The sequence below is a fragment of the Pedobacter riviphilus genome, from assembly GCF_014692875.1.
GTDB lineage: Bacteria > Bacteroidota > Bacteroidia > Sphingobacteriales > Sphingobacteriaceae > Pedobacter > Pedobacter riviphilus.
Genome location: NZ_CP061171.1, coordinates 558360 through 584808 on the forward strand (window position 1 = coordinate 558360; position 26449 = coordinate 584808).

The window sequence follows — 26449 nt, forward strand, 5'->3', positions numbered from 1 at the left end:
TTGCTTGCTGGCTTAACATCTGAAATATTTTTTGTCTGTTTAGTGTGACGTAAGTCGATTATTTTGATAAATGTCATGTTAAACATTTTACATCACAATTTTGTTTATCTTAGTATAGTTATATTTGCTTGCAAGTCCCTATAAGTTTTGCTAAAAGATATTCTGAATACCAGCCCTGACTATTTCTGTATAGCCATATTTATTTTGGCCTTTTCAATCGTAATTATTAGTATTCCAAGTATCATCTATACTTCTTTAAAGTATGGCCTTTTTGATAAGAATGATCTGTACCGTAAAAAACATAAACGCAATATTTCACGTTTAGGTGGCTTAGCCATTGTAGGTAGTTTTACGGTAAGTATCTTGCTTTTTTCTTCCATTATTAATTTTAAAGAAGCCAACTTTTTAATTGTATCATGTATCATTCTTTCTGCACTTGGTTTAAAAGATGACGTTTACGGTACCAATACCAGTACGAAATTTATTTTGCAGATCGTTGTAGCCTTTATCCTGGTTTTTTTTGGTGCTTTCCGTTTAACAAGTTTGTACGGGGTATTGGGTATAGGAAATATGGCGCCCTTATGGGGAAGCCTTTTTTCGATCGCATTAATTATTTTCCTGAATAATGCATTCAATTTAATTGATGGCATTGACGGATTGGCAGGTGGAATCGGCATTTTAACGAGCCTGGCTTTTGGTATTTTGTTTTCTTTTATGGGGCAGGTACCTTATGCATTTATTGCCTTCGCCCTGGCAGGTGCCATTGCTGGCTTTTTAAAGTACAATTGGTTTCCGGCTAAAATATTTATGGGTGATACGGGTGCACTGATTATCGGGCTTATCTCTGCCGCGTTAGCGATTAAATTTATAGAGCTCAATAAGTTTACCGGAGAAAATAAACCTGCTTTTTACTCCGCGCCAGCAATAGCGGTAGCCATACTAATCGTACCCATCTTCGACTCATTGAGAGTTTTTACCATCCGTATTTTAAAAGGGAGGTCTCCGTTTAAGGGAGACCGCAACCACATTCACCACCGTTTAGAGCAGTTAGGGTTTAAGTCTAGCTGGATCGTAATTTCTACTGCCGGGTTTAATCTGGCTACAATAGCGGCCACCATTTTCCTTCAGCATCTTGGGAATTTTGTGCTGATTTTGCTCATTATTGGGCTCTGTATTGTGTTTAATACCCTGCTTACCTTAAGCCTGCTTAAAAGGAAAGGCAGGTAAACTTTAATAGTAGCAGGTATAAGCTTTCATCATCTCTTTTCCATCTTATATAATCAGGTCTTTGCTTTGATAAATTAATACTAATTTTGCGCTCTAATTTTTTAATACGATGAGGCTGGCAATAAATGGTTTTGGTAGAATAGGAAGAACATTTTTACGCTTAGCATTGGCTGAGGGATTTGAAGTAGTGGCCATTAACGACTTGGCAGATGCCAAAACGATGGCTCATTTATTTAAGTACGATACTGTTCATGGTGTTTTCGCAGGGAGTGTTTCTGCAAAACCAGATGCACTGGTGATTGATGCGCTTTCGATTCCGGTTTTTGCAATTAGAGCAGCTGATGAGTTGCCCTGGTCGGCATTGCACGTTGATTTAGTTGTTGATTGTACAGGTAAAAACCTAACCAGGGAGGCAGCCGAAAAACACATTACATCGGGTGCAAAACAGGTGCTTATTTCTGCTCCGGCAGCCGATGATATTCCGATGGTGGTTTTAGGGGTAAACGAAGATCATATTGATTTAACTAGTTCTATACTATCGAATGCGAGCTGTACAACCAATAATATTGCCCCAATGATTAAGATTTTAAATGATAACTGGGGTGTTGAAGAAGGTTATATTACCACTATACACTCCATGACGGGCGATCAGAACCTGCATGATGCTAACCATAAAGATTTACGCAGGGCAAGGGCCGCCTCATCCTCCATTATTCCAACTACAACAGGGGCAGCAAAAGCCATTACCCATATTTTTCCAGAATTGGATGGCCGTTTAGGTGGGGCAGGAATCAGGGTTCCGGTTTTAAACGGATCATTAACCGATTTTACCTGTCTGTTAAAAAAGAAAACCACGATTAAAGAAATTAATACTGCCTTTAAACGCGCTGCAGATAATGAGTTGAAGGGCCTTGTACAATACACGGAAGACCCGATTGTATCGGTCGATATTATTGATAACCCACATTCCTGCGTATTCGATTCGCTATTGACTTCTATTGTAGGCGATATGGTTAAAGTAGTGGGCTGGTATGATAACGAATATGGTTATAGCAGCCGTTTAATCGATGTGGTAAGGAAAATAGAAACGCTTTCTAAAGCTTGATGATTTAAATTCTTAAGCAACATTTATTTTTAGCTTTACATAGACCTTCTTTTTGTTCCACAGGTCAGCAACATCTTCCAGGCCATCACAAAAAAATATAGGAAACAGAAAGAAAGGTTGCTGTAACCGATAGGCACTATGTCTGCTTTGCAAGAAAATTTAGATTATTTTTTTTGGAGCGCAGGCCTGTACAGTTATGAAAGTTCGTTCCCGTTCTTCGCTATATCCCCTGCGCTGCACTCCTGTGGATACCACTGCGCCCGGGCTAGGTACTTCTTATCTGCGGGGGAAGCCATACCAAGCTGCCCATTCTAATATACACTACGGTTTTGTTACACAAGCCTTGGTTAAATAAACCTTATTGTGGCAGCTGTCCTTTTTGCCCCGCTAAGCCCACAATATGCTGCTAACCATCACAAAAAGATAGGAGCGGAAAGAAGGGCTGCCGTAACTTATAGGCATTAGGCTTGCTTTTCTTGAAAATGGCACATTGTTCATTTGTTTTGATCGTTGCCAACTGGAGCTAAATGTTGAAAATTGTGGCCGATATTATTATTGGGTTTCAATTGCTTTATTAACTTTGCAGACGTTTGCAGTGCATCCTATAGCAATGTCTTTAGATATAAGCTAACGATAAAAATATGGTCAAATTTATTCTTCCGGAAGAAGTACTGCCTTTAAGAAGCCTGGTTTTACGTAATGGCAAACCATTCGAAGCATGTGTTTTTGAAGGCGATCTTGCCTACGATACCTTTCACCTTGGTTTTTTAAAAGATGGAGAAATAAAATCAATTGCTACTTTTATGCGGAACGATTTTTTTCCGGAAGAAGGAGAGGGCTATCAGCTTAGGGGAATGGCTACACACCCTGATGCCGTTGGAAATGGTTATGGTGCAGCGTTGGTTACTTTTGCCATTGAGTACCTAAAAGAATATAAAACCGATTATTTATGGTGTAATGCCCGCTCAACGGCGGCAGCTTTTTACAAGAAAATCGGCTTCACTACCGAATCGCCTGAATTTGATATCCCTGGTATCGGTTTCCATTACGAAATGAAATTAAACTTAAATCAAAAATAATTAAACATGAACACCATTGACCAGTTTGACTTTAAAGATAAAAAAGCATTAATCAGGGTAGACTTTAACGTGCCGTTGGATGATGAATTTAAAATTACAGATGACAAAAGAATCAGAGCTGCTTTACCAACCATTTCCAAGATCTTAAAAGATGGCGGAGCTGTTATTTTAATGTCGCACCTGGGCCGCCCGAAAGATGGGCCAACCGATAAATATTCTTTAAAACACATCTTATCTGATTTATCTGCTCTTATTGGTGTTGAAGTTAAGTTTGCTGACGATTGTATTGGCGAAAGTGCCGTAAAACAGGCAGCTGATTTAAAATCGGGTGAAGTTTTATTGTTAGAAAACCTTCGTTTTTACAAAGAAGAAGAAAAGGGCGATGTGGCCTTTGCAGAGAAATTATCAAAATTGGGCGATGTTTATGTAAACGATGCCTTTGGTACAGCCCACCGTGCACATGCTTCTACTTCAATTATTGCTCAGTTTTTTCCAAAAGCAAAATACTTTGGTTATTTAATGGCCGCTGAGGTAGAAAATGCAGAGAAAATTTTAAACCATGCAGAAAGACCTTTTACTGCAATTATGGGTGGTGCTAAAGTATCTGACAAGATTCTTCTGATCGAGAAATTGTTAGATAAGGTAGATAACCTGATTATTGGCGGTGGTATGGCTTACACTTTTGCTAAAGCACAAGGTGGAGAAATCGGCACCTCGTTATTAGAAGCTGATAAACAGGAACTTTCTTTAGAACTGATTGAAAAAGCAAAAGCAAAAGGTGTAAACCTGATTTTGCCTGCTGATACGGTAATTGCTGATAAATTTGCAAACGATGCGGCTAAAAAGGATGTAGATTCAGGCCATATTCCTGCAGATTGGATGGGACTGGATATCGGCCCGAAATCAGTTGCATTATTTCAGGATATAATTAAAAACTCTAAAACCTTATTGTGGAATGGTCCAATGGGGTTTTCGAAATGGAAAGTTTCCAGGTAGGTACTAAAGCTGTTGCAGAAGCAGTTGTTGCAGCTACTAAAGATAACGGTGCATTCTCATTAATCGGTGGTGGCGATTCGGCCGCGGCGATAGCCAAATTTGGTATGGAAGATGAAGTAAGTTATGTTTCTACTGGTGGTGGTGCTTTGCTCGAATATATGGAAGGCAAAGAGTTGCCAGGTGTTAAAGCCATTAATGGATAAACATAAATCGATTTCGATTAAGGAGGCCTTGCAGATTGCAGGGCCTTTTTTGTTAAAAGACAAGAAGGTTGAGAGCTGAAGTAATTCAGATGGCTGGCATATTTCTCGTTTAGCGAAAATAGTTTTAAGTTTAATGAATAAGTTATCATTTTTTTGATAAAAAGCAGGGAAAGAATATACCATGAATTATTATAATCTAAAACAGATCCGAAAACCCATACCTAAGTTGGTTGTAACGGATACAGACGAACAAGAATTATTTTCTTTCATTTTTACAGAAGAAAATGAAGAGATATTAACGGCAGATATAGCTGGCAGCACATATTGTCTGGCGAAAAATCCCCTTAGCGAAAGAATCAGCTACGAATTAAAAAAAGATGATTTTTTATTTTGTGAGATCTTGGGTGGTAGCATTCCAATGTTAACCATCAAAAGCATAATATCGGATGATAATAACAATGATATCAGCGTAGAATTGAATATTTCTGCACATATTAGTTTTTGGACCAAACAACCCTCTCTTACCTTGTTTTATAATGAGGCCAGGTTATTTAAGATAAAACACACATTCTTTAGTGGCTGGGAACTTGAAAGTGCTGTGGCAGCAGACCATAAAAACTTCAATAATTTTCTTTTTACCTTTGTATCCCTGTTCGTAATTTCACAACGTGAGTTGCATTTTAGAGTGCTGGGAGAGTATTAGCTTTTAAATACATTACCTGGATAATGTTATCAGCATTGCTCTTTCATCGCAAAACTGCCTAAGGATTAAAATAATGTTCTGCAACCAGGAATCTAAAAGGAGTTAAGCATTTGGCCTTCCCTTACTATCTTTTTGTACTTTGTTTTCTGTACGGAAGGCGGGAGCCTGATAATCTGCCGGCAAGTAGTCTTGCGGAATAGTTGTCGCGTTACCATCCCTGAGTGCCTTGTAGTGTGGCGACATGATCTCTACGCCAGCTTCGTTAAACTGATCCTGGATATTGGCATGTAGCCCTGAATAGATAACGGCCTGTTTGTTTGCAGATTTTGTAAAAGCATTAAGGCGATAGCTTACATAATAATCATCAAGACTGGTTTGGAGCACATAGGGCTTAGGTTCAGCCTCAATGAGCTCAGTAGCTAGTGCTGCATCAATCAGCAGTTGATGTACCTGTCTCCAGGGAACATCATAACCTATAGTAACTGTAGTATTGACGATGAGCCCCTTTTCGGCAGCTTCTATACTGAAGTTTATGGTATGGTTGTTCATCACAGTGGAGTTGGGGATAGAGACGATCTCATTCTGAATGGTACGTACTCGGGTTACCAGCAAAGTCTTTTCGGTAATATCGCCTGTAACCTCACCAATTTTTACCCGGTCGCCGATCCTGAAGGCGCGCATATAGGTTAACACGAGCCCGGCAACAACATTGCCTAATGCACCTGCAGATCCAAAAGTAAACAGCACGCCCATAAATACCGATACTCCTTTAAAAACACCTGAATCCGAGCCTGGCAGGTAAGGGAAAATCACAATGAGCATAAAGGCCAGGATCAACACCCTGATAATCTGATAGGTAGGATTCGCCCAGTCTTTATAAAAGCCTGGAATGGTGAGCTTTCCCCGTTCGATCTCTGTTTTAATGAAGCGGACCAGGCGGATTACGTAACGAAAAACCACCAGCAACACGAGTATGGTCATTAGATCGGGGATATAGTGCCACACCGAAATGCCAATTTTCTTTAGTGGGCTGAGGATATAACTCAGCAGGTTGACAGAAAGATCACGGGTAAAGGGGAAAATGCCAAATAACACCGGAAAAGCAAGGTAAATAACCACCAGGATAACGGCGTAACGGATGATTTTTAATATAATGGCTATTGCGTTCTGTTGATGCGCAGCATCTAAGAGCTCATAATTTTTTATCCTGATCCCTTCTTTGAGGCGACCGTCTGAGGAGATAATTTTTCCGGACAGTTTTTTAAAAAGCTTATTGATCAGGTAAATCAGGGCAATAACCACAGTGATGACCAATAAGGTTAGCAGGATCTCTTCCAGGATAACCCGCCAACTGTTATCTTTCCGGTACTGCTCAAGGGCAGCCGATATTTTTTTCTTGATGTACGCTGTATAACTGTTACGGTCTTTTTTTGCCCAAAGTGCATCCTGGTCGGTGATTGATAATAACAGGCTGCTGCCATAGAGGAGGTCTGTAGATTGTTCTGCCGGGCTGATTTTGAGTGAGTCTGCTGAGTACCCAGGGGCATCACCAATGCGCTCTAGCCTTTCTGCAACCGCCCGGGCACGGTCTGATGCACTGAAACTTCCCAATTTGGCATAGATATAATAAAGGGTATCTGAATGGAAAACCACTGGTATGCCCTTGATGATGGAGCGAAGCGAATCAATCTGGTGTTGCTGGCTCGAAAGATGTACCGAATCTCTTTTCTTAAGTGAGGTGAGCTCTGCCATTAGAGATTCACGCTGGGATTTATCCGCTACACCCAATATGCTCACACGCCTTTCAAGCTCAGATCTTTTAAGTGAGTCTGATAGCCTCTCGGCAGACAGCTGGTTAACGCGGTCGAGATCATTTTCGAGTTTTTTAATGGCTACACTGTCGGTTTTTTTGTTAGCGCTATCTTGTCTTGCAATGCAGTTAAAGGTAGAAGCACAAATGATGAGGGCAAGTACGGTAAAAATTCTGATCATATTTTTTTCAATGGCTTTACCTAAAGTAATAAAATTAAGCCATAACTGAATAAAATCGGCTTAGGTTGCCATTAAAATGAGCCGATCAGAATTTTGAAGCATAACTGGGTTTTCATATTTAAACTAATTGGGTATTTGCGCCTAAAACAAATAAGTCATACCTTACCCTTAATTGCTAAGTCAGCTGCTTATAGTAGCCGCCGGGTATATATGAATTGCTTAATAAACGAATTACATCTATGAGAAAAAAACTCTTTTTGTTTGGAATAGGCTGTCTGCTGATTGTAGGCCTATCGGAAAAAACATTTGCTGCAACAATTGTAAAACCAGATCATATGCAGGTGCTTACTGAGCCTGCAGCGCTGATTGGCCGTTGGGATATTACGGTTGATGTAAACGGAAAATCGGCTCCAGCCTGGTTGGAAGTAAAACTATCGGGTTATAAAACTTTAGTGGGGTATTTTGTATCTACTGCAGGTAGTGCACGTCCGGTATCGGAAGTAAAATTTGCTGACGGCAAGTTTAAGTTTGAAATCCCGCCACAATGGGAAAGTGGTACATCGAATTTGATTATCGACGGTACTGTGGCCGAAGCAGGCATCCAGGGGATAATGACTGATTGCAATGGTAAACAATATAGCTGGAAAGGTGTAAAAGCACCTTACCTGAAAAGAGCTGGCGCGCCAGCATGGGGTAAACCTATCAATTTGTTCAATGGTAAAGATCTATCGGGATGGAAAGCCAATGGACCAAACCAGTGGATAGTGAAAAATGGTATTTTAACCAGTCCGAAAGCAGGTTCAAATCTTATTACTGAACAGAAATACAATGATTTTAAGCTCCATGTCGAATTCAGGTATTCAAAAGGTGGAAACAGCGGTGTGTACTTAAGAGGCCGTTACGAGGTGCAGATTGAAGATAGCAAAAAAGATGCGCATCCTAATAGCGTACTCTTCGGTGGTATTTATGGATTTTTAACTCCTAACGAAATGGTTACGCTTGGCCCAGATGAATGGCAGCGATACGATATTACTCTTGTTGGCCGTTTGGTAACAGTGGTAGCCAATGGCAAAACCATCATCAGTAACCAGGAAATTCCGGGCATTACCGGAGGAGCATTGGATAGTAATGAGGGAGAGTCCGGGCCTATTTATCTCCAGGGAGATCACGAACCGATCGAATACCGGAAAATTGTAATTACACCGGCAAAATAATTATCTCTAATAGGAGAGGTTGTATCATAAAATAGAATTGCCAATCCTGAGTGATAATTTTATTGCATAAAAATCCGATATATATCGGATTTTTATGCAAATGTTAGATTATAAGGGTCGTCATTTCCAACTCGATAGGGAATCGCTTGCAAGTTTGAAAAACAGCTAAAAGATTTTATACTGAAGAAATAGTATCACTTTAGAAAATCTCTAAGCCAGTATTGAGCAGAACGATATACACAACGAGGTAACAAACAAAAAATGCAGTTGACAATGCAAAATAGCGGGTTACCCTATAACTCCCCCTTTTAAATGGAAGTAGAAAAAGGATATTGAATATTTCTGACAACAATGCACATATAAAATTCAAGCAGACCATTACGCAGCTAAAGGCCACTACGAAAATGGCTGGCTGGATAATGATTCCTGAAGGAAGGCCATAGAGTGCACCCATAATAAAACTGATCAACAGAATAACAATGGCATATTTTAATCCCGATTTAAACTGGATCAGGAAATATCTGCCCAATTTTGGCAGTGGCGTTTTTATTTTCGTTGGTTTTAATTCTTTTTCAACTTTCGTGGTTTCCAATGCCTCATTCAAAGCGACTTCATTTGTCTTGCGTTTTTTGCCTTTCTTTTGTTTCTTATAACGTGGCCACCAAATAATAAAACCAGTAATAAATAGGGCAAGTGGCATTAAGCCGGCAATGATGGCAATAACCTGTGTAGGCCTGCCGCCAAAACTTCCATAGTGGATGGGTGTTAACCAGCTGAGGTAAGCATTACCTACATTGGGGAAATTCTTCCGGCTGTTCAATAGCACTTTTCCCGTATATTGATCAACAATAAGCATTTCTCTTTTTCCAACTTTAGGTAGGTTTCCACTCACTACATCTAAGCGGTAGGTGCCTGTTTTGTCGGCCGGAAAAGCAATCCCACCAATATAACCGTTGGGCATTTTTTCTTTCGCTGCGTCAACAATATCTTTAAGTGGAAGGGGTACAGCCTGTGCATACCATGCCGATTTAGCCCCTAACAATTTAGCCACTCCTTGCGGCGATTTCCCGCTAAGCACGAATAACAGGGGGATAACAAGGGTAGAAAAAGTAATGGAAAAACCGGTAAGACTCAGTATCGCCACAATGGGAGAGGAGTAAAAACCGAGTGAATTGTGCCAATCGTAATTTTGCCGTTTAAATGATCCCCTAAACCTTATTGTAAGTGCCGATTTTAGCTGTTTCCATTTTTTGGGGATCCATAAACGTAAACCGGAAATGGTTAAAATTAAGAGGCAAAGTGACGCCAGACCGCAAATATAACGGCCTGCAACAGGGATGAGCAGCGTACGATGCAGTTCAGTAACAATATGGATAAATGAACTGGTGTGTATTCTTTTACCCCCCGTTTTTCCCGTATATGGATTAATAAAGGTTTCTTCGCCCGTTTTTAAATTCATAACGCTGTATGCTTCATTGGGATTTTTGAAGTTGTTCAGCATCAGGTAGTCGATTTTTAGCTTAGGGTAATTCTTTTTAATGAGTGGTACAATCTCCTCAACGGGCATCTTTTGTTTCTGCGCAATTACCTCGAACAGATCAGGGTTCAGCGCACGATCGATCTCATCCTGAAAAACCAGGATACTCCCTGTAACGCCTACAAAGGCTACAATTGCGCCGGCAATAATACCCAGGTACAGGTGCCATTTGCCGAACCACCTTTTTTGATGTTTTGCCCAATTTAAACTTTTACGATTGTGTTCTGATTTCATTCTTGAGCGTAGCATCTCTGTTATGCAACATAGTTTGTTTACACCTACAAAGAAATCGTTTTAAATGCTTTTATCCAAATTATTTTTAATGAGTCTAAATAAGTGTTTTGATGGAAGCTGTTAATCAGAGTATTAATCGGGAGGAAAACAATGCATTCAAAACATTGGCGCATGTTAACTAGTACATATTTAGAAACACTTTGTGGCTAAAACATAGTGGGAGTTTAGGTTAATTCTTGTAAAATAATTCAGACGATTTATAGTATAGTGGGAAAAAATATCTAAAATTGATTGATACAATTTTATAACCAGGTATTAATGGTCGAAGCCCGTGATTTTAGTGATGCCGAATTAACTGAACTGCTTAGAGAAGGAGACCGGGGCGCTTTTACCGTTATTTACAATAATTATTGGAAATTACTTTTCCAAACCGCGTACCGCATTCTCAATAATACTATCGCCGCGGAAGACATTGTACAGGATATTTTTGTGAGTTTATGGAACCGGAAAAACGAGGCGGTTATCCTCAATCTTAAAGCCTACCTGCAACAGGCTACGCGTTTCGCAGTGTATGAGGCCATAAGGCAAAAGAAACATGACAGTAACTTTTACAACCGTTTGGCTTTGATAACCGCCGATATCATTACCGATAATCCACTGCTGTTTAAAGAACAGCAGGAATTACTCTCAGAGATTATCAACGCTCTTCCTGAAGACTGTAAGGAGAGCTTCCGCCTAAGCAGGGAAGAGGGTATGACCTACAAACAGATTGCTGCTGTGCTGGGTATTTCTGAAAAAACAGTAGAAAAACGCATTACAAAGTCGCTAAAGCATATCCGTAAGGGTTTATCCTTAAGTGGATGTTTATCTGTACTCACCACCATATTTTTCTAATAACCCGAGTTCGATTAATTATTTTTAACTGCTTAAGGTAACCGGGATTAAGCAAAGGCCGGGGCCGCTGTAACCGATGCTGCATAAGCTTTGCTTTCATTAAAAATATCAAAGTGGTACCAAATGCTGTTATTTCTAATAACGTGAAAAAATATTTTCATTTAACCGTAGGGTATAGGCATCATTTTTACACTAGTAATAAAATGGTATCATGGAAAGACAGCGCTATTTAAATTTATTGGAAAAATATCTTGCTGGTAAATCCACCAGGAAGGAAGAGGCATTATTGGATGAGTATTACAAAAGACTGGAGGCAATGTCTGATGTGAGTTTATCTGATGAGCAGGAGCATGCGCTGAAAGCCTCAATCCTGGAAAAGATCGCCTCCAGGATTGACCTGCCTGAAGAGCAGCCCAAACAAACCTTAAAACGTTCTTACTGGACATGGTATGCTGCGGCATCCATATTGATTATGATTGCTGTTGGCAGTTTTTTTATCAGGAGAGATAAAAAGACAGAGATCGTAAGCCAGGTACCAAATGCGGCAAAACAAGACATCAGGCCAGGATCGAACAAAGCTGTGCTGACCTTAAGTAACGGAGCGCAGATTGTATTATCAGACCCACACGCAGGGGTTTTGGCCAAAGAAGGTGCTACAGAGATTATCAAAAAAGAAAATGGGGAGCTGGTGTACAACCTCGGGGATAAAGCCACAGGACAAAGCACTCAGCCCGTTTACAATACCATAACTGTTCCCAGGGGCGGGCAGTATCAGCTTGTTTTATCTGATGGGAGTAAGGTTTTGTTAAATGCAGCTTCTTCACTTACCTATCCTGCTGAATTTAATGGCAGGTACAGAAATGTAGAACTTAAAGGCGAAGGCTATTTTGAGGTTGCCAAAAATACATCCAGGCCGTTCATTGTGAAAGCTAATGATGTTGAGGTACGTGTTCTGGGTACCCACTTTAATATTTCTGCTTACGGGGATGATGCCGATATTACCACTACACTGATAGAAGGTTCCGTTAGCATGAACAAGGGAAAACAAACCAAACTTCTTGCACCTGGCCAACAGGGTATTTCAGCTTATACCAACAGCGAAATTTCGGTCCAGCACGCCAATATCGAACAGGTGATGGGCTGGGTAAAGGGCAACTTTGTATTTAAAGATCTGAACATCAAAGAAGTGATGAAAATAGCCAGCAGATGGTATGATATCGAAGTAGAATACCGAGGTAACGTACAATCGAAAAAATTTGGCGGAACAACCTCCAGGTTCAGCAATATCACTGAGCTGCTGGATTATATGAAAATTACGGGGGGCGTAAATTATAAAATAGAGGGAAGGAGGGTTATTCTGATGAACTAATACATACCGTTTAAAGGAATAACGAAGCCGGAAGTGTACCACCACTCCCGGCTATACAGCCGATAAGACTGTAGTTAAGTATTCCGATATGATCACTTTCTATTAACCAAATATTCAAAAACCTAACAACCAAATGTATAAAAATTCTACTGCAATTAGATGCGGGAGGCATTCCTATATTCATTCTAAAATATTGCTGATTATGAGATTATCTTATTTTTTATGTCTGCTCTCTTTTATGCAGGTTAGTGCGGCTAGCCTTGCACAAAAGATAAGCCTGGATAAAAAAAATGCTTCTATAAAAGAAACCCTCGAGGATATCCGCCGTCAAAGTGGGTACAGTATTTTTTATGATGTAGACCTGCTTGCAAATGCCAGGGAAATTAATGTCCGCATAAAAGATGCCAGCCTGACAGAAGCTTTGGACAAGTGTTTTTTTAATCAGCCATTTAGCTATAAGATAGATAAAAAGACAATTTTAATCACGCCAAAAATCCTGCCCTCCGTAGCTGCCAGGTTAATTTCGATAACGGGCAAAATCAAAGGCGAAGATAACCAGCCCTTGTATGGGGCAACGGTGAGGGTAAAAGACTCGCAAACAATAGCGCTTAGCGATAAAGATGGCAATTACAAAATTGCCGTTGCAGGACCAACTGCTGTGCTGATTTTTTCCATGATCGGAATGGAAACTCAACAGGTTCCTGTAGAATCAAAAACGGTAATAAACGTTACGCTAAAGGCCCAGAACACGGGACTGGACGACGTGGTTATTGTTGGATACGGAGCAGTAAAAAGAACAGATCTTACCGGATCGGTAGCCGAAGTGAATATGGGCGATTTCAATAAGGCATCGGTTAAATCCTTCGATGAGGCCCTTGCGGGAAGAGTTGCCGGTGTTAGCGTTTCGGGAAACGATGGACAGCCAGGATCGGTTAACAATATTGTGATCAGGGGATACGGATCTATCACCCAGGATAACTCTCCGTTATACGTAGTGGATGGCTTTCCGATGGAAGACGGGATGAACAACTCCATCAATCCTGCCGATATCGAATCCATCAATGTGCTTAAAGATGCCTCCTCAACCGCTATATACGGCGCAAGGGGTGCAAATGGGGTAATCATTATCACCACAAAAAAAGGAAAGATCGGCCTGCCTATAATTACTTTTAATTCTTATTATGGGGTGCAGAATGTTGCAAAAAAAATGGAGCTTTTAAGCCCTTATGAATTTGTGAAATACCAGTTGGAGCTCAATCCCACGATAGCACCAACAACCTATCTAAGTGGCGGGAAAACTTTAGAATCTTACCGGGATGTTCAGGGGATTGATTTGCAGGATTATATCTATCAGACCGCTTCGATGCAGAACTACTCCCTTTCACTCAGAGGCGGGAATGATAAAACCAGATATGCCGTTTCCGGAAATATATTCGATCAGAAGGGAATTGTAATCAACTCTGGCTTTACCCGTTACCAGGGCCGTATGAACCTGGATCAGACGATCAATAAAAATCTTAAAGCAAGCGTAAATATCAATTATAGCAATAGCCGCTCTTCAGGGGTAAGCCCATCAGAACCTGGATCAAATACTTCATACAGCAACAACCTTTTTTATGCCGTTTGGGGATATCGCCCGGTTACTGGCGGTGATAATGATTCAGGTCTGCTGGATGAGCTTATAGATCCGGCACTCTCAGGAAATCTTTTTGGCGATTACCGGGTAAACCCAGTAATTTCTACACAAAACCAGATACAGAATACGATTACCGATAACCTGATTGCGAATGCTTTTTTAGATTATAACATATTGCCTGGCCTTAGCCTGCGGATATCGGGCGGTATTACACGCAATAATGTAAAACTGGAAGGCTTTTATAATTCCCAGACCAGCAGGGGAAGTATCTACAATACCTTTGGGGTTAACGGCTCTATTTATACTGTCCCGACAAATTCATGGCTGAACGAAAATACGTTAACTTATAAGAAATCGTTCAAAGGCGGGCATAATTTCAATGTAATGGGAGGATACACCATGCAGGCACTCAATTCCGCCCGTTATGGCTTTAGTGCAACTCAGGTACCTAACGAATCGCTCGGACTAGATGGGCTCGATCAGTCATCATTGCTCTCTTCAATATCTCAGAGCTCGAGGTGGGGCCTGTCTTCATTTCTGGCCAGGCTTAATTACGATTATAAATCAAGATACCTGTTAACCGCATCTATCCGCGCAGACGGATCTTCTAAGTTTGCCCCAGGCCACCGTTGGGGAACATTCCCATCGGGCTCTTTTGCCTGGAACATGGCTAAAGAAGACTTCCTGTCAAACCTCCGATTTATCTCTGAATCAAAACTGAGGATCAGCTATGGTTTAACGGGGAATAACAGGATAGGCGATTTTAGCTACCTCTCGCAGATTCTTCTTGGGCCACTCCCGGCTTATTCCTACAACAACGGTGCGGCCTCAACAGGTGCTCAGCTATCATCTTTGGGTAACCCCGATCTGAAATGGGAAACCACCGCCCAAACCAATATCGGTTACGATCTAAGCCTGTTCAATAACCGGATAAACTTTACCGTTGATGCCTACAGAAAAACCACAAGGGACCTTTTATTGCTGGCCAATCTTCCCTATACGCTGGGCATCGGTTCAGCCTATAAAAATGTAGGAAAGGTGCAAAATGAAGGATTGGAACTCTCGCTCAATACAGTAAATATCAACACCAAAGATTTTACCTGGAAAACAGGTTTCAATATTAGCTTCAACAGAAACAAAGTGCTGGAATTGGCCGAGAACCAAAAAGAGATCCTGAGTCCGGTATTTTTTGATTTTTCTTATAACTCGCTGTTTGCCTATACCGCGCAGGTAGGCCAGCCCATTGCCCAAATGAGGGGCTATGAGTGGGACGGTGTTTATCAATACAGTGATTTTGATCAGCCAGCGGCAGGCACCTATGTATTGAAGAGCACAGTGCCGACCAATGGAACAGCAAGGGCAAACATCAAACCTGGCGATATCAAATACAAAGATCTGAACGGAGATCTGGTGGTGAATGCTGATGATATTACAACCATTGGTAGGGGCATTCCTGTTCATACTGGCGGTTTTGTGAACGATTTTAGGTACAAAGGTTTCGATCTGAATGTTTTTTTTCAATGGTCTTATGGTAACGATCTGATCAACGCCAACCGTTTGGTATTTGAGGGTAACGGAAAAAATACGCTCACGTTAAACCAGTTTGCAGTCTGGAGCGACCGTTGGCAGCCTGATAATCCCTCAAATACCCTTTTTAGAACGGGAGGGCAGGGGCCTTTTGCCTATTCGAGCAGGATTATCGAAGATGGCTCTTACTTAAGGCTTAAAACGGTAACCCTGGGCTATAACTTGAGTGAGCAGTTTGCTAAACGCTTAAAAATAAAATCGCTCCGTGTATTTGCTTCGGCGCAGAATCTCATCACCTGGACAAACTATTCTGGTCCCGATCCGGAAGTTTCTATCCGCAATTCGGCCCTAACCCAGGTTTTGATTATTCGGCCTACCCACGCCCAAGAACATTAACTTTTGGATTAAACCTCGTTTTTTAATTTATAGATGATGAAGAAGATATTTTTTATACTGGCCATGGTATTACTGGTAAGCAGTTCTTGCCAAAAAATACTCGATACCAAACCAACTGATTTTATTACCCCCGAATCTTTTTATGCCACTGCAGCAGACCTACAGATTGCCCTCAACGGCGTTTATTCTCAGCTGATTGATGTCGATTGTTATGGTAATAACTACCTTTACATGTTCAATACCAATACAGATGAATCCTACGGGTTTACTGTCGATCTGGTAACTTCCTACCAATATGTGCCCACTGATGCTAAGGTAAACCTGTTGTGGAACAGCAGTTACATCGGCATCGAACGTGCCAATATGTTATTGGCCAATATCAATAAACCTACAATGGATGAAACCAAAAGGGGCATCATCAAAGGTGAGGCACTGTTTTTAAGAGCTTATTTTTATTTCCTGCTGGTGAGTAACTATGGCGATGTACCCCTAAAACTCAATCCAACTTCATCAGTAAAAGATGTAGATCTGGCCAGAACACCAGCGAAGGATGTATATGATCAGATTGTTAAAGACATGACCACTGCAGAATCACTTCTTCAGACCCAAACGGCCACCTCTTTGGGTTATGGTGGCAAAGTAACCAAAACAGCTGTAGAAGGAATATTGGCAAGAGTATGTTTATATATGGCTGGTTTTCCGCTAAACCAGACTGATAAATACCAGGAAGCACTGTATTGGGCAAAAAAGGTGGTCGACTCCAAAGAACATGCCCTCAATCCAGATTACAGCCAGATATTTTTAAACTATGCCACTAATAAGTACGACGTAAAGGAAAGTATCTGGGAGCTGGAATTTTTCCGTGATAATAACGGTTTTGCAAACAAAGGAGGGACCTATGCGGGCCGCTTCTGCGGTATCCGCTGTAACGATGTCTCGGTGGGTTATAGCACGGGCAGTATTGTGGCTACCAGAAAACTGTTCGACCTCTACCAGATCAATCCTGCCAGTACCACTACGCCTAATAAAGCATCATTTGACCTGCGTAGGGACTGGAACTGTGCAAATTATACCTGGGGAACGGCAACTGTAGCCAAAAAAACTGCTGTTACCAGTACCTGGCTAATGTGTGCCGGGAAATGGAGAAGGGAATACGAGGAGGTTATGCCAAAAAACTCGAACTATACCCCTCAGAATTTTCCCATGCTCAGGTACAGTGATGTGCTGTTGATGCTAGCTGAGGCAGAAAATGAAGTAAACGGACCAACCGCCCTTGCTTATGATGCAGTTAATCAGGTGAGAAGAAGAGCTTATGGCCTGTTGTTACCTGTTCCTCCCTCGCCTACAGTAAATGCTGCGCTTACTCCAGGGCTTAATAAAACACAGTTTTTGGATGCCATTAAACTGGAGCGCTCGAAAGAACTCTGTTTTGAGGCATTAAGAAGACCTGATCTGATCCGCTGGGGTAATTTTATTGGCGATATGAAAACTTTTTTGGCCTACGCTATTGCCAACGGAGGAAATAATACCACCATCACTACAGCTTCGAGGGTAATCACAGAGAGGAATCTGCTGCTGCCGATCCCAAGTTATGACCTTTCTTTAAATAAACTTTTAACACAGAACCCTGGGTATTAATGATGAAGATAAATTACACTAGGGATAGAAGGATGGTTCTTTCTATCGCCGTATTTCTGATGGGCTGTTTATTAGTCCCTATCCCGCTTTTTGCACAACAAGCTTCTATTACAATTGAACAAAAGGTAGCCGGTAATATTTTTTATCAAAACGATCAAAAAGAATTTGTGATCCATGTAACTGCCGATTCTGTTGAATGGGATTGTTATGATTTTTGGGACCAAAAAATACTTTCGGGCAAAAAGGCAGTAGCCGGAGATACAGCCCTGTTGAATATTGAACCCGGTAAACTTGGCTGGTTTAAACTTTTAATTAAGTCTAAGCAGAATAGCGCAGTTACCGGTTCAAAAGAAACCTCTTTTGCCATTGTTTCCAATTTTGATCTGAGCGCTGTTAGTCAATCTGCTTTTATTGGGCAAACACATGCCTGGCAATCAACCGATATCCTCATCCCGATTGCAAAGAAAATGGGCGTAAAATACGTGCGTGATGCCATACGCTGGGATGCGGTAGAAAAACAGAAACAGGTATATACCTTTGGGACCAAGGAAGACAATTTTATCGCCCAGCTTGCCGCAAACAACCTTAAACCTTATCTGGTCTGTGCCCTATACAATCCCCTTTACGATAACGGCAAGGCGCCTGTAAGTGCAGAGGGTAAGCTGGCATTTGCCAATTACGTAAAACAGTTGCTAACGAAATACCCCAGCATTGAAAATGTAGAAATCTGGAATGAACCCGATATTGCTACGTTTTCGCAGGGATTAACTACAGAAGATCAAAAAACGACCTTTTATTATAACCTCTTAAAAGCTTCTTATGACGAGGTTCACCCGACTTTTCCAAATGTGAAAATTGTTGGCATGGTGGTCAGCGATCTGGCTACAGAAAGTTTTTTAAACAAGATTTTGCAGAAGGGAGCACTCAGCTTGATGAACGAGTATGCTTTCCATTCCTATATACCTGTTTCGGAAGCTATTGTGACCGATATCAACAAGCATAAAAACGTAATAAAAGCACATAATAACAATAACCTTATCCCGATTAACCTTTCGGAAACGGGTTTTACCATTTTTACCTTCACCGAAAAGGAGCAGGCCAATAATCTGCCAAGAAGGATTGTAGCCGCTCTGGCAAATGGGGTGCAAAAAATCGGTATTTATAACCTGCAGAATAAATCAACAGTAAACGATTCTGAAGGGGCATTCGGACTGATCAGGCATCCAGATGATACTTTAGGTGCCTATACGCCAAAACCAGGTTTTGCTACTTATGCCGCCTTAACCCGTCAGTTATCAGGCGCAACCTTTGTTGCGGAAGAACAGATCTCGCCAGGCTTGATCAATGCTTATAAATTTATAAAGGGCAGTGAAGAAATAAGGGTAATGTATTCGCTTTCGGGTACGGGCGTGCGGCTTTTTACCGATGCAGCATCGCTCGAAGTTGTAGACATTATGGGCAATAGTACCGTCTACAATGCAGTAAAGGATACCGTTTCGATTACCCTTGATGCAAACCCGGTGTATATTAAAGGGGTGTTAAAAGCGCCTTTTGCCCAGGAAAAAATCCTGCCTGCAACCGTATCTTTTAGTTTAAAATACGGGTTTTATTTTGGTGGATACACGGAGGTAACCCAAGACAGTGTTGCGGCCGCCAAATGGATTTCTGCCATTGCCGAAATTGTAGGCCACGATGGAAAAAGAACCAGGGTAGTGGCCAAACCTGCTGTGCAGAGCAAAGCCACCTGGAAGGCAGCCATTACCAAGGCCGGGCAGTATAACATTTCGGTTTATATTCCCGCCAATGCAGCACTAAATGCCTATTCTACCACAAAAGCGAAATACACCATTTTCGCCGGTGGAACAGAAGTGGCTGCGGTAATTGTTGATCAATTTAAAGATCAGGGAAAATGGGTTAACCTGGGCAGCTACCAGTTACCGAGGGGAACGAATAACTATGTTGAACTAACTGATACATTACCAGCACACGATCGCCCTTTACGTGCCGATGCCTTAAAATTTACCTTAACACCTTAACTATGAAAAATATGATGCTTAAACGGCTTATGGTCGTTTCTATTTACCTGTTATTAAATATCCATTCTGCCATTGCTCAACCCGCAGACACCTATCAGGTTGATGTGTGTATTTATGGCGGAAACTCTGCTGGGGTAATTGCGGCCTTTAGTGCCAAGAAGATGGGTAAAACCGTACTGTTGATCGAACCTGGTAAAAACCTTGGCGGCCTCTCGTCGGGCGGACTCGGTTTTACCGATATCGGAAACAAATATGTGGTAACGGGTCTTTCGAAAGATTTTTACCGCAGGATAGGTACCCATTATGGCAAACTCGAACAGTGGGTATTTGAACCTCATGTGGCCGAAGATATCTTTAAAAGCTATATCAACCGTGCCAAGGTAGATGTGATTTACGGATACAGACTTTCTAAAGTTGGAAAAGTAGGAAAATCCATTAAAACCATTACCATCGAACCATCTGAAGGCCAATCGAAAAATAAAACCGTGAGTGCTAAAGTATTTATAGATTGTAGTTATGAAGGAGACCTGATGGCAAAAGCCGATGTTACCTATACTGTGGGGCGCGAGGTGAATGCTAAATATAAGGAAACCTACAACGGTGTTCAATTACTGGAAGGGCACCAATTTCCTGATCATATCGATCCATATCGGGTTAAAGGCGATTCGAGCAGTGGTTTACTCTGGGGGATCAATAAAGGCAGCTTGATGCCCCGTGGTTCGGGCGACAGTAAAGTGCAGTCTTATAATTACAGGGTCTGTTTAACAGATGATCCTCAGAACCGTATCGCCATTACAAGGCCACAGGGATATGACAGTACCCGCTACGAGCTGCTTTTGAGGTTGATGGAAAAACAGAAAAACAGATTAAGCCTCAACGATTATTTTATCTGGAGTGAAATGCCAAACCGCAAAACCGATATCAACAACAGAAATGGATTTTCAACGGATATGATAGGCACCAATCATGGTTATCCGGACGGAGATTATGTTTCGAGAGCGAAATACATTGAGGATCTGACCTCATATACTAAGGGTCTGTTTTATTTTTTCGGGCATGACCTAAGGGTGCCGCAGGCACTTAGAAGCCAGATGTTGCAATGGGGGTATCCGAAAGATGAATACAAGGACAATAAAAACTGGTCTCATCAGGCCTACATCAGAGAGGCGCGAAGAATGGTAAGCGATTATGTGATGACCGAGCACAACTGTACCGGAAAGGCTATAGTAACTGATGGAATTGCTTTAGCGGCGTACAATATGGATTCTCACAACACCGATCGTTTGGTTGTCGATGGCATGGTCAAAAACGAAGGGAATGTCGAAATTCCTGGCATTTCACCCTATCCGATCAGTTATAAAGCCATCGTGCCCAAAGAGCAGGAGTGTGATAACCTGATCGTACCGGTCTGTTTGTCAGCCAGTCATATCGCCTATGGTTCTATCCGTATGGAACCTGTATTTATGGTACTTTCGCAGGTTGCCGCAGTTGCAGCCAGCTTCTCGATAGATCAGGGCATAACCGTGCAGCAGCTCGATTATAAAAAAATAAATGAAAAGCTGACAATCGATCCCCTGCTGGATGGAAGTACACCTGATCTGATTATCGATAACCTTTCGCCGAGGGTTAAAATAGAGGGGAACTGGGATTTAAAACCCGGACATATTTATGGTCCCAATGCATTTTTTTACAACAAATCGGATAAATCTCCGGCAAGCATCACCTTTAATGCAGATGGTTTAAAAGCCGGGCAATATGAGGTTTTTAGCTATTATCCCCTAACAGATAAAGGTTCGAATATTACCACTATTGAGGTTTTTGATGGAGAGAAGAGCCATAACCACAACATTTTGAAATCGGAGATCAAAGTGGTCGGTCAAACATCGGGCGAATGGGTTTCTTTGGGCAAATACAATATTAAAAATAATACCAAACCTTATGTACGGATCAGCAACCTTAAGGCCGATGGAACTGTAGTTGCCGATGCCGTATTATTTAAACCTTTGTCGGGTAAAAAATAAATAGATTAAGTAGGGTAATAGAGCTATTTACTGATATAGCCAAGAAAGATACCTTTGCTAATTAAATTATCAATCAAGAATCCCCGGCACTTTTCGGTAGCACCTACCGAAAAGTGCTTCAAAGATCAAACGTTATTTTGGTTCAACAACATTCAATATATTAAAAGGGGCCAGGTTGTAAACGAAATTCCCCTCGCTGTCCCTTCCTTTAACCCATGCCCTCAGCACATACTTTACTTTTGGGTTATAATGTTCCAGTTGTAAATGATATAAAAAGGTTTTTACCTTATGTGTCTCCCTAAATTGATCTTTTGTTCCGATATGCTCATCCTGAGCTACAACTTTAACTGTTGTTGGTTATACAAAGCTTAGTGGTTATGTTTTTTCTAAAGAGAGATAAAATTTGGTGGTAAAGTGGGAGGTTCTCCCACTTTTTAAAAGCTATAAATGAGTGCTTTTGGAAAAAAATCCAATAAATATGGTAGAAATTGGGCGAGTGTGACACTTTTTAATATTTTATTTTAAAAGGCTTATTACCAGTTATTAAGGCTTTTTGTCTTGTGCCTGTATACTTATTCTAAGTATCTTGCCGGGCCATAATTGTAACAAAAACAATGTGGAAAACTTTTTTGTGGTAAAAAGTGGTAAAAAGTGGTAGAACTCTTTACTTTTACACTAGATATAAAGTGTAGATACCACTATGACCCAACTTTTAGGAGAATTCGATTGTAAACTTGACGCAAAGGGCCGCCTTATGGTGCCTGCTGCGCTTAAGAAACAATTGCCTGATTCTGAGAAAGAAGGGTTGATTATTAATCGTGGTTTTGAGAAAAACCTGGTGATCTATCCAAAGAAGGTTTGGGATGCTATTGTTACCGATTTAAGCAAACTGAACATCTACGAAAAAAACAACAGAGAATTTATCAGGTCGTTTACCCGTGGTGCAACTGAACTTTCGCTTGATGCAGCCGGTCGTGTGCTTTTGCCAAAATCGCTGGTTGATTATGCGGGTATCGGAAGTGATCTTGTGTTGGCTTGTCAGTTAGATCGTATCGAAGTTTGGGACAAAAAATCTTACGAAGATATTTTTGATGATGTACCAGAGAATTTTGCAAACCTTGCCGAGCAGGTAATGGGTGGAAAGAAAGGAGGTGCTGATGGCGAATAATTATCATGTGCCTGTGATGCTGCAACCTTGTATCGATGGTTTGAATATTAAGCCTGATGGCGTTTATGTTGATGTAACCTTTGGCGGTGGTGGTCATTCAAAAGAGATTTTGAAGCATCTTGGCCCGAAAGGAAGATTGATTGCTTTCGATCAGGATCCTGATGCGCAGGCGAATGTTCCTGTTGATGAGCGTTTCGTGTTTATTGATCAGAATTTTGGTTTCTTAAAAAATAACCTCCGTTTAAAAGGATTTAGGCAGGTAGATGGTATTCTGGCTGATCTGGGTGTTTCTTCGCATCAGTTTGATGTGCCGCAACGTGGTTTTTCAATCCGTCATAACGCCGATCTGGATATGCGCATGGATCAGCACCGCGACTTAACAGCTGCTGAAGTATTAAATACCTATACCGAAGATAAGCTTCATAAAATATTTGGAATTTATGGAGAGGTAAAAAATGCGAAATCTTTAGCGCGTGCTATTGTGACTTCGCGTTTGGAAAAGCCTTTTACTGATATCGATAGTTTAAAATCAGCTATTGCTGGTTATATCCCGAAAGGAAAAGAGAATAAATATCTGGCGCAGGTGTTTCAGGCATTGCGTATAGAGGTGAATGCTGAAATCCAGGTGCTTGAAGATTTTTTGATGCAGGCTGCTGATGTGTTGAAGCCGGGTGGCCATTTAGTGGTTATGTCTTATCATTCTTTAGAGGATAGGCCGGTTAAAAACTTTATGGCGAAAGGTAAATTCCAGGGCGAGGTAGAAAAAGATTTCTTCGGAAACCAGCAAAAGCCATTTAATGTAATTACGCGGAAAGCGATAATGGCTACTGATGAGGAGATTGCACAGAACAATAGAGCACGTAGTGCGAAGCTAAGAATTGCAGAAAAGATATGAATAGGTTTAGGGAAGAGATAGAAGAAGAAGAGATTGGGCCCGAACCAGAGCTGAAAGCTGCGCCCAAAAGGCCAAAAACTGCTGAAGAAAAAATGGATAGTAATTCGTTTATCAGTAAGCTTTTTAATGATGGATTAGTAAGTAAAGAGGCGGCAACTGATGCTTTGCCTTATTTGTGTTTTCTGGCCTTTTTGGGGATGATTTATATTGCCAATAGCCACTTTGCGGTAAACAATGTTCGCCGGATTGATAAATTAAATAAAGAAGTAAAAGAATTAAGATGGGAGTATAAGTCTTTAAAGGCTGACCTGATGTTCAAAAGTAAACTGACAGAGGTTGCCAAAAAGGTAGATACCCTTGGTATAAAAGAACTGATTGAACCACCAAAAAAAATAATTGTTAAAAGCGATGAATATTAGGGCAAACATCTTGCTTCGTGTATATCTGGCATTTGGCTTAATTGTGCTTTTTGCTTTCGCGGTGTTTTTACGCCTCGGTCAGGTGCAGTTTGTACAGGGAAAAAAGTGGAAAGCTATGGCAGATAGTCTTTCTACACGATATGTAAATGTTGAGGCTACCCGTGGGAATATTTATTCGAACGATGGTAGTTTGCTGGCTACTTCGATACCTGAATACGAACTGCGTATGGATATGTTTGCAGGTGGCATTGCTGATAAAGATGTGTTTAATGAAAAAGTTGATTCTTTAGGTTATAAACTCTCGCAGATTTTTCAAGATAAAACAGCAAAAGAATATGCCCGGATGCTGCGTAAGGGTCGTCAGGATAGTGCACGTTATTTGTTGATCCACCGTAAAGTAGGTTATGCCGATCTTAAAACCATCAGAACTTTTCCATTATTCAACATTGGGAAGTTTAGTGGTGGTTTAATTGCTGTTCAGCAAAACAAACGTATTCTTCCTTTTCAGGCTTTGGCTGCCCGTACCATTGGTTATAAAAACGAAAATGTTAAAAACGGTGTAGGTTTAGAAGGCGCGTATAAAGAATATATCAACGGCGAAACTGGAAAAAGATTAATGCAGCGTATTGCAGGTGGTGTTTACATCCCAGTAAATGAGGAAGCCGAGGTAGCGCCAAAAGATGGAGCTGACATTATTTCAACCATTGATGTGAACATGCAAGATCTGGCACAGAGCGCATTAGAGAAACAGCTGATCAAATCGCAGGCTGATCATGGTGCGGTGATCTTGATGGAAGTTGCAACCGGTGAGATCCGTGCGGTAGCCAATTTCTCTAAAGTGGAAGAAGGTGTTTATAAAGAGAAATTTAACTATGCTATCGCAGGTAATCAGGATCCGGGATCGACCTTTAAACTGGCTTCTTATATGGCGCTTTTAGAAGACAAATTGGTAGATACCAATACAATGGTTGGAACAGGGAATTATAAAATTCCTGGTCATACGATTAAGGATTCGCATGGAAGTATAGGTGTGGTAACCGTTAAAAAAGCATTTGAACAATCGTCAAACGCGGCAGTTGCTTATTTGATCAACAGTAAATATGGTGCTAACCCTAAAAAGTTTACTGATCATCTATATGATTGGCATTTAAATGAAAAAATGGGTTTACAAATTCCCGGAGAAGCTACGCCGGCAGTAAAGAATCCAATCACAAATAAAAGCTGGAACAAAAACATGACCCTTCCTCAAATGGCTTACGGTTATGAAATGCAGTTAACACCATTAAAAATGCTTACCCTGTACAATGCGGTGGCTAATAATGGCAAAATGGTGGCGCCAATTTTTGTAAAAGAAATCAGAAGGTTGGGCAACCCAATAGAGCAGTTTAAAGCTAGGGTAATTAACGATAAAATATGTTCGGATGTGACCTTAAGCAAAATTAAAAAAATGCTTGAAGGAGTAGTGACCGAGGGTAGTGGAAAGCAGATTGTTTACAATCCCCTATATCCAATTGCAGGTAAAACCGGAACAGCACAGGTTGCTGATGCAAATAGGGGATACAAAGCGAATAAGCAATATCAAGCCTCTTTTGTGGGGTATTTTCCGGCTGATAAGCCGAAGTATTCTCTAATCGTAGTAATTAACGATCCAAAAGGTGCTTATTATGGTGCATTGGTTTCTGGACCGGTTTTCAGAGAAATTGCCGATCGTATTTACGCCAGCGATATGCAGATGTATAACGATGTGCCGACCCGTTTGGTAGGTAATACGGGTAATCCGCCTACAAAAGCAGGGCAAAGTAAAGCGACTCAGAAGGTGTATAAGGCATTTGGTTTTAAACCGCTTTTTGCTTCAAAATCTGAGTATTACAATATTATAGATACCAGTGCAGGAACAGTTTTTCAGGAAAATAACGAGCGTAAAGGTGTGATGCCAAATGTGGCGGGAATGGGACTGAAAGATGCATTGTATCTTTTAGGAAATGCTGGTTTAAAAACCAAAGTTTTAGGGTCGGGAAAAGTGATTAGCCAATCAATAGCTGCCGGAACAAAGGTGGGTAAGGGATTGGGTGTACAAATAGAGTTGAATTAAAGGTGGAAGGTAAAAAGGTTTAAGGTTCTAATACTTGATTCTAAATACCTAATACTAAAAAGAATAAA

17 protein-coding genes and 1 pseudogene are annotated in these 26449 nt (G+C 41.0%); 16 read left to right on the plus strand and 2 right to left on the minus strand.

Going from position 1 to position 26449, the window contains the following annotated elements; genetic code table 11:
- Window positions 1-147 precede the first annotated feature (147 nt).
- The 5 genes and pseudogenes from H9N25_RS02185 to H9N25_RS02205 all read left to right on the plus strand — a co-directional run bounded on the left by H9N25_RS02185 (window position 148) and on the right by H9N25_RS02205 (window position 5313).
- The gene (locus H9N25_RS02185; RefSeq protein ID WP_223833550.1) at window positions 148-1227 is read left to right on the plus strand and encodes an MraY family glycosyltransferase; all 1080 of its coding nucleotides are present in this window, start codon (window positions 148-150) and stop codon (window positions 1225-1227) included.
- 109 nt (window positions 1228-1336) lie between these two features.
- Window positions 1337-2332 carry a type I glyceraldehyde-3-phosphate dehydrogenase gene (gap, locus tag H9N25_RS02190; RefSeq protein WP_167293122.1) on the plus strand — a complete coding sequence of 332 codons (996 nt, stop codon included), beginning with the start codon at window positions 1337-1339 and terminating at the stop codon, window positions 2330-2332.
- Between the two features lie 641 nt (window positions 2333-2973).
- Window positions 2974-3411: a GNAT family N-acetyltransferase gene (locus H9N25_RS02195; RefSeq protein WP_086544984.1), complete on the plus strand. Its 438-nt coding sequence runs from the start codon at window positions 2974-2976 to the stop codon at window positions 3409-3411.
- 6 nt (window positions 3412-3417) lie between these two features.
- Window positions 3418-4610, plus strand: a pseudogene (locus tag H9N25_RS02200) (phosphoglycerate kinase).
- A gap of 181 nt (window positions 4611-4791) precedes the next feature.
- On the plus strand, window positions 4792-5313 hold the full coding sequence (locus H9N25_RS02205) for a hypothetical protein (RefSeq protein ID WP_190327804.1): 522 nt from the start codon (window positions 4792-4794) through the stop codon (window positions 5311-5313).
- Window positions 5314-5415: 102 nt separating this feature from the next.
- Here H9N25_RS02205 and H9N25_RS02210 read toward each other — a convergent pair whose 3' ends face one another.
- Window positions 5416-7305 carry a mechanosensitive ion channel family protein gene (locus tag H9N25_RS02210; RefSeq protein ID WP_190327805.1) on the minus strand — a complete coding sequence of 630 codons (1890 nt, stop codon included), beginning with the start codon at window positions 7303-7305 and terminating at the stop codon, window positions 5416-5418.
- Window positions 7306-7544: 239 nt separating this feature from the next.
- Here H9N25_RS02210 and H9N25_RS02215 point away from each other — a divergent pair, with 239 nt between their 5' ends.
- Complete coding sequence (locus H9N25_RS02215) at window positions 7545-8519, plus strand: 3-keto-disaccharide hydrolase (protein ID WP_190327806.1); 975 nt, start codon at window positions 7545-7547, stop codon at window positions 8517-8519.
- A 199-nt stretch (window positions 8520-8718) separates the two neighbouring features.
- Here H9N25_RS02215 and H9N25_RS02220 read toward each other — a convergent pair whose 3' ends face one another.
- Window positions 8719-10290 (minus strand): PepSY-associated TM helix domain-containing protein, encoded by a 1572-nt coding sequence (locus H9N25_RS02220; RefSeq protein WP_190327807.1) that lies wholly within the window; start codon window positions 10288-10290, stop codon window positions 8719-8721.
- Between the two features lie 291 nt (window positions 10291-10581).
- Between H9N25_RS02220 and H9N25_RS02225 the strand changes: the two genes are divergently transcribed.
- The 10 genes from H9N25_RS02225 to H9N25_RS02270 all read left to right on the plus strand — a co-directional run bounded on the left by H9N25_RS02225 (window position 10582) and on the right by H9N25_RS02270 (window position 26381).
- Window positions 10582-11184 carry an RNA polymerase sigma factor gene (locus H9N25_RS02225; protein WP_190327808.1) on the plus strand — a complete coding sequence of 201 codons (603 nt, stop codon included), beginning with the start codon at window positions 10582-10584 and terminating at the stop codon, window positions 11182-11184.
- Window positions 11185-11395: 211 nt separating this feature from the next.
- On the plus strand, window positions 11396-12553 hold the full coding sequence (locus tag H9N25_RS02230) for a FecR family protein (protein ID WP_190327809.1): 1158 nt from the start codon (window positions 11396-11398) through the stop codon (window positions 12551-12553).
- 202 nt (window positions 12554-12755) lie between these two features.
- Window positions 12756-16112, plus strand: a complete 3357-nt coding sequence (locus H9N25_RS02235; protein WP_330221080.1) for a TonB-dependent receptor — start codon at window positions 12756-12758, stop codon at window positions 16110-16112.
- 33 nt (window positions 16113-16145) lie between these two features.
- Window positions 16146-17750: a RagB/SusD family nutrient uptake outer membrane protein gene (locus H9N25_RS02240; RefSeq protein ID WP_223833551.1), complete on the plus strand. Its 1605-nt coding sequence runs from the start codon at window positions 16146-16148 to the stop codon at window positions 17748-17750.
- A complete protein-coding gene (locus tag H9N25_RS02245) occupies window positions 17750-19786 on the plus strand; it encodes a golvesin C-terminal-like domain-containing protein (protein ID WP_190327810.1) in 2037 nt (678 codons plus the stop codon). The genes H9N25_RS02240 and H9N25_RS02245 overlap by 1 nt, the downstream gene beginning before the upstream one ends.
- Window positions 19787-19788: 2 nt before the next feature.
- On the plus strand, window positions 19789-21807 hold the full coding sequence (locus tag H9N25_RS02250; protein WP_190327811.1) for an FAD-dependent oxidoreductase: 2019 nt from the start codon (window positions 19789-19791) through the stop codon (window positions 21805-21807).
- A 700-nt stretch (window positions 21808-22507) separates the two neighbouring features.
- A complete protein-coding gene (gene mraZ / locus H9N25_RS02255) occupies window positions 22508-22975 on the plus strand; it encodes a division/cell wall cluster transcriptional repressor MraZ (RefSeq protein WP_167293132.1) in 468 nt (155 codons plus the stop codon).
- The gene (gene rsmH / locus H9N25_RS02260) at window positions 22965-23870 is read left to right on the plus strand and encodes a 16S rRNA (cytosine(1402)-N(4))-methyltransferase RsmH (protein WP_190327812.1); all 906 of its coding nucleotides are present in this window, start codon (window positions 22965-22967) and stop codon (window positions 23868-23870) included. Before mraZ ends, rsmH begins: the two co-directional genes overlap by 11 nt.
- A complete protein-coding gene (locus H9N25_RS02265) occupies window positions 23867-24289 on the plus strand; it encodes an FtsL-like putative cell division protein (protein ID WP_190327813.1) in 423 nt (140 codons plus the stop codon). The genes rsmH and H9N25_RS02265 overlap by 4 nt, the downstream gene beginning before the upstream one ends.
- Window positions 24279-26381, plus strand: a complete 2103-nt coding sequence (locus H9N25_RS02270) for a penicillin-binding protein (protein ID WP_190327814.1) — start codon at window positions 24279-24281, stop codon at window positions 26379-26381. Before H9N25_RS02265 ends, H9N25_RS02270 begins: the two co-directional genes overlap by 11 nt.
- The last annotated feature ends 68 nt before the right edge of the window (window positions 26382-26449 follow it).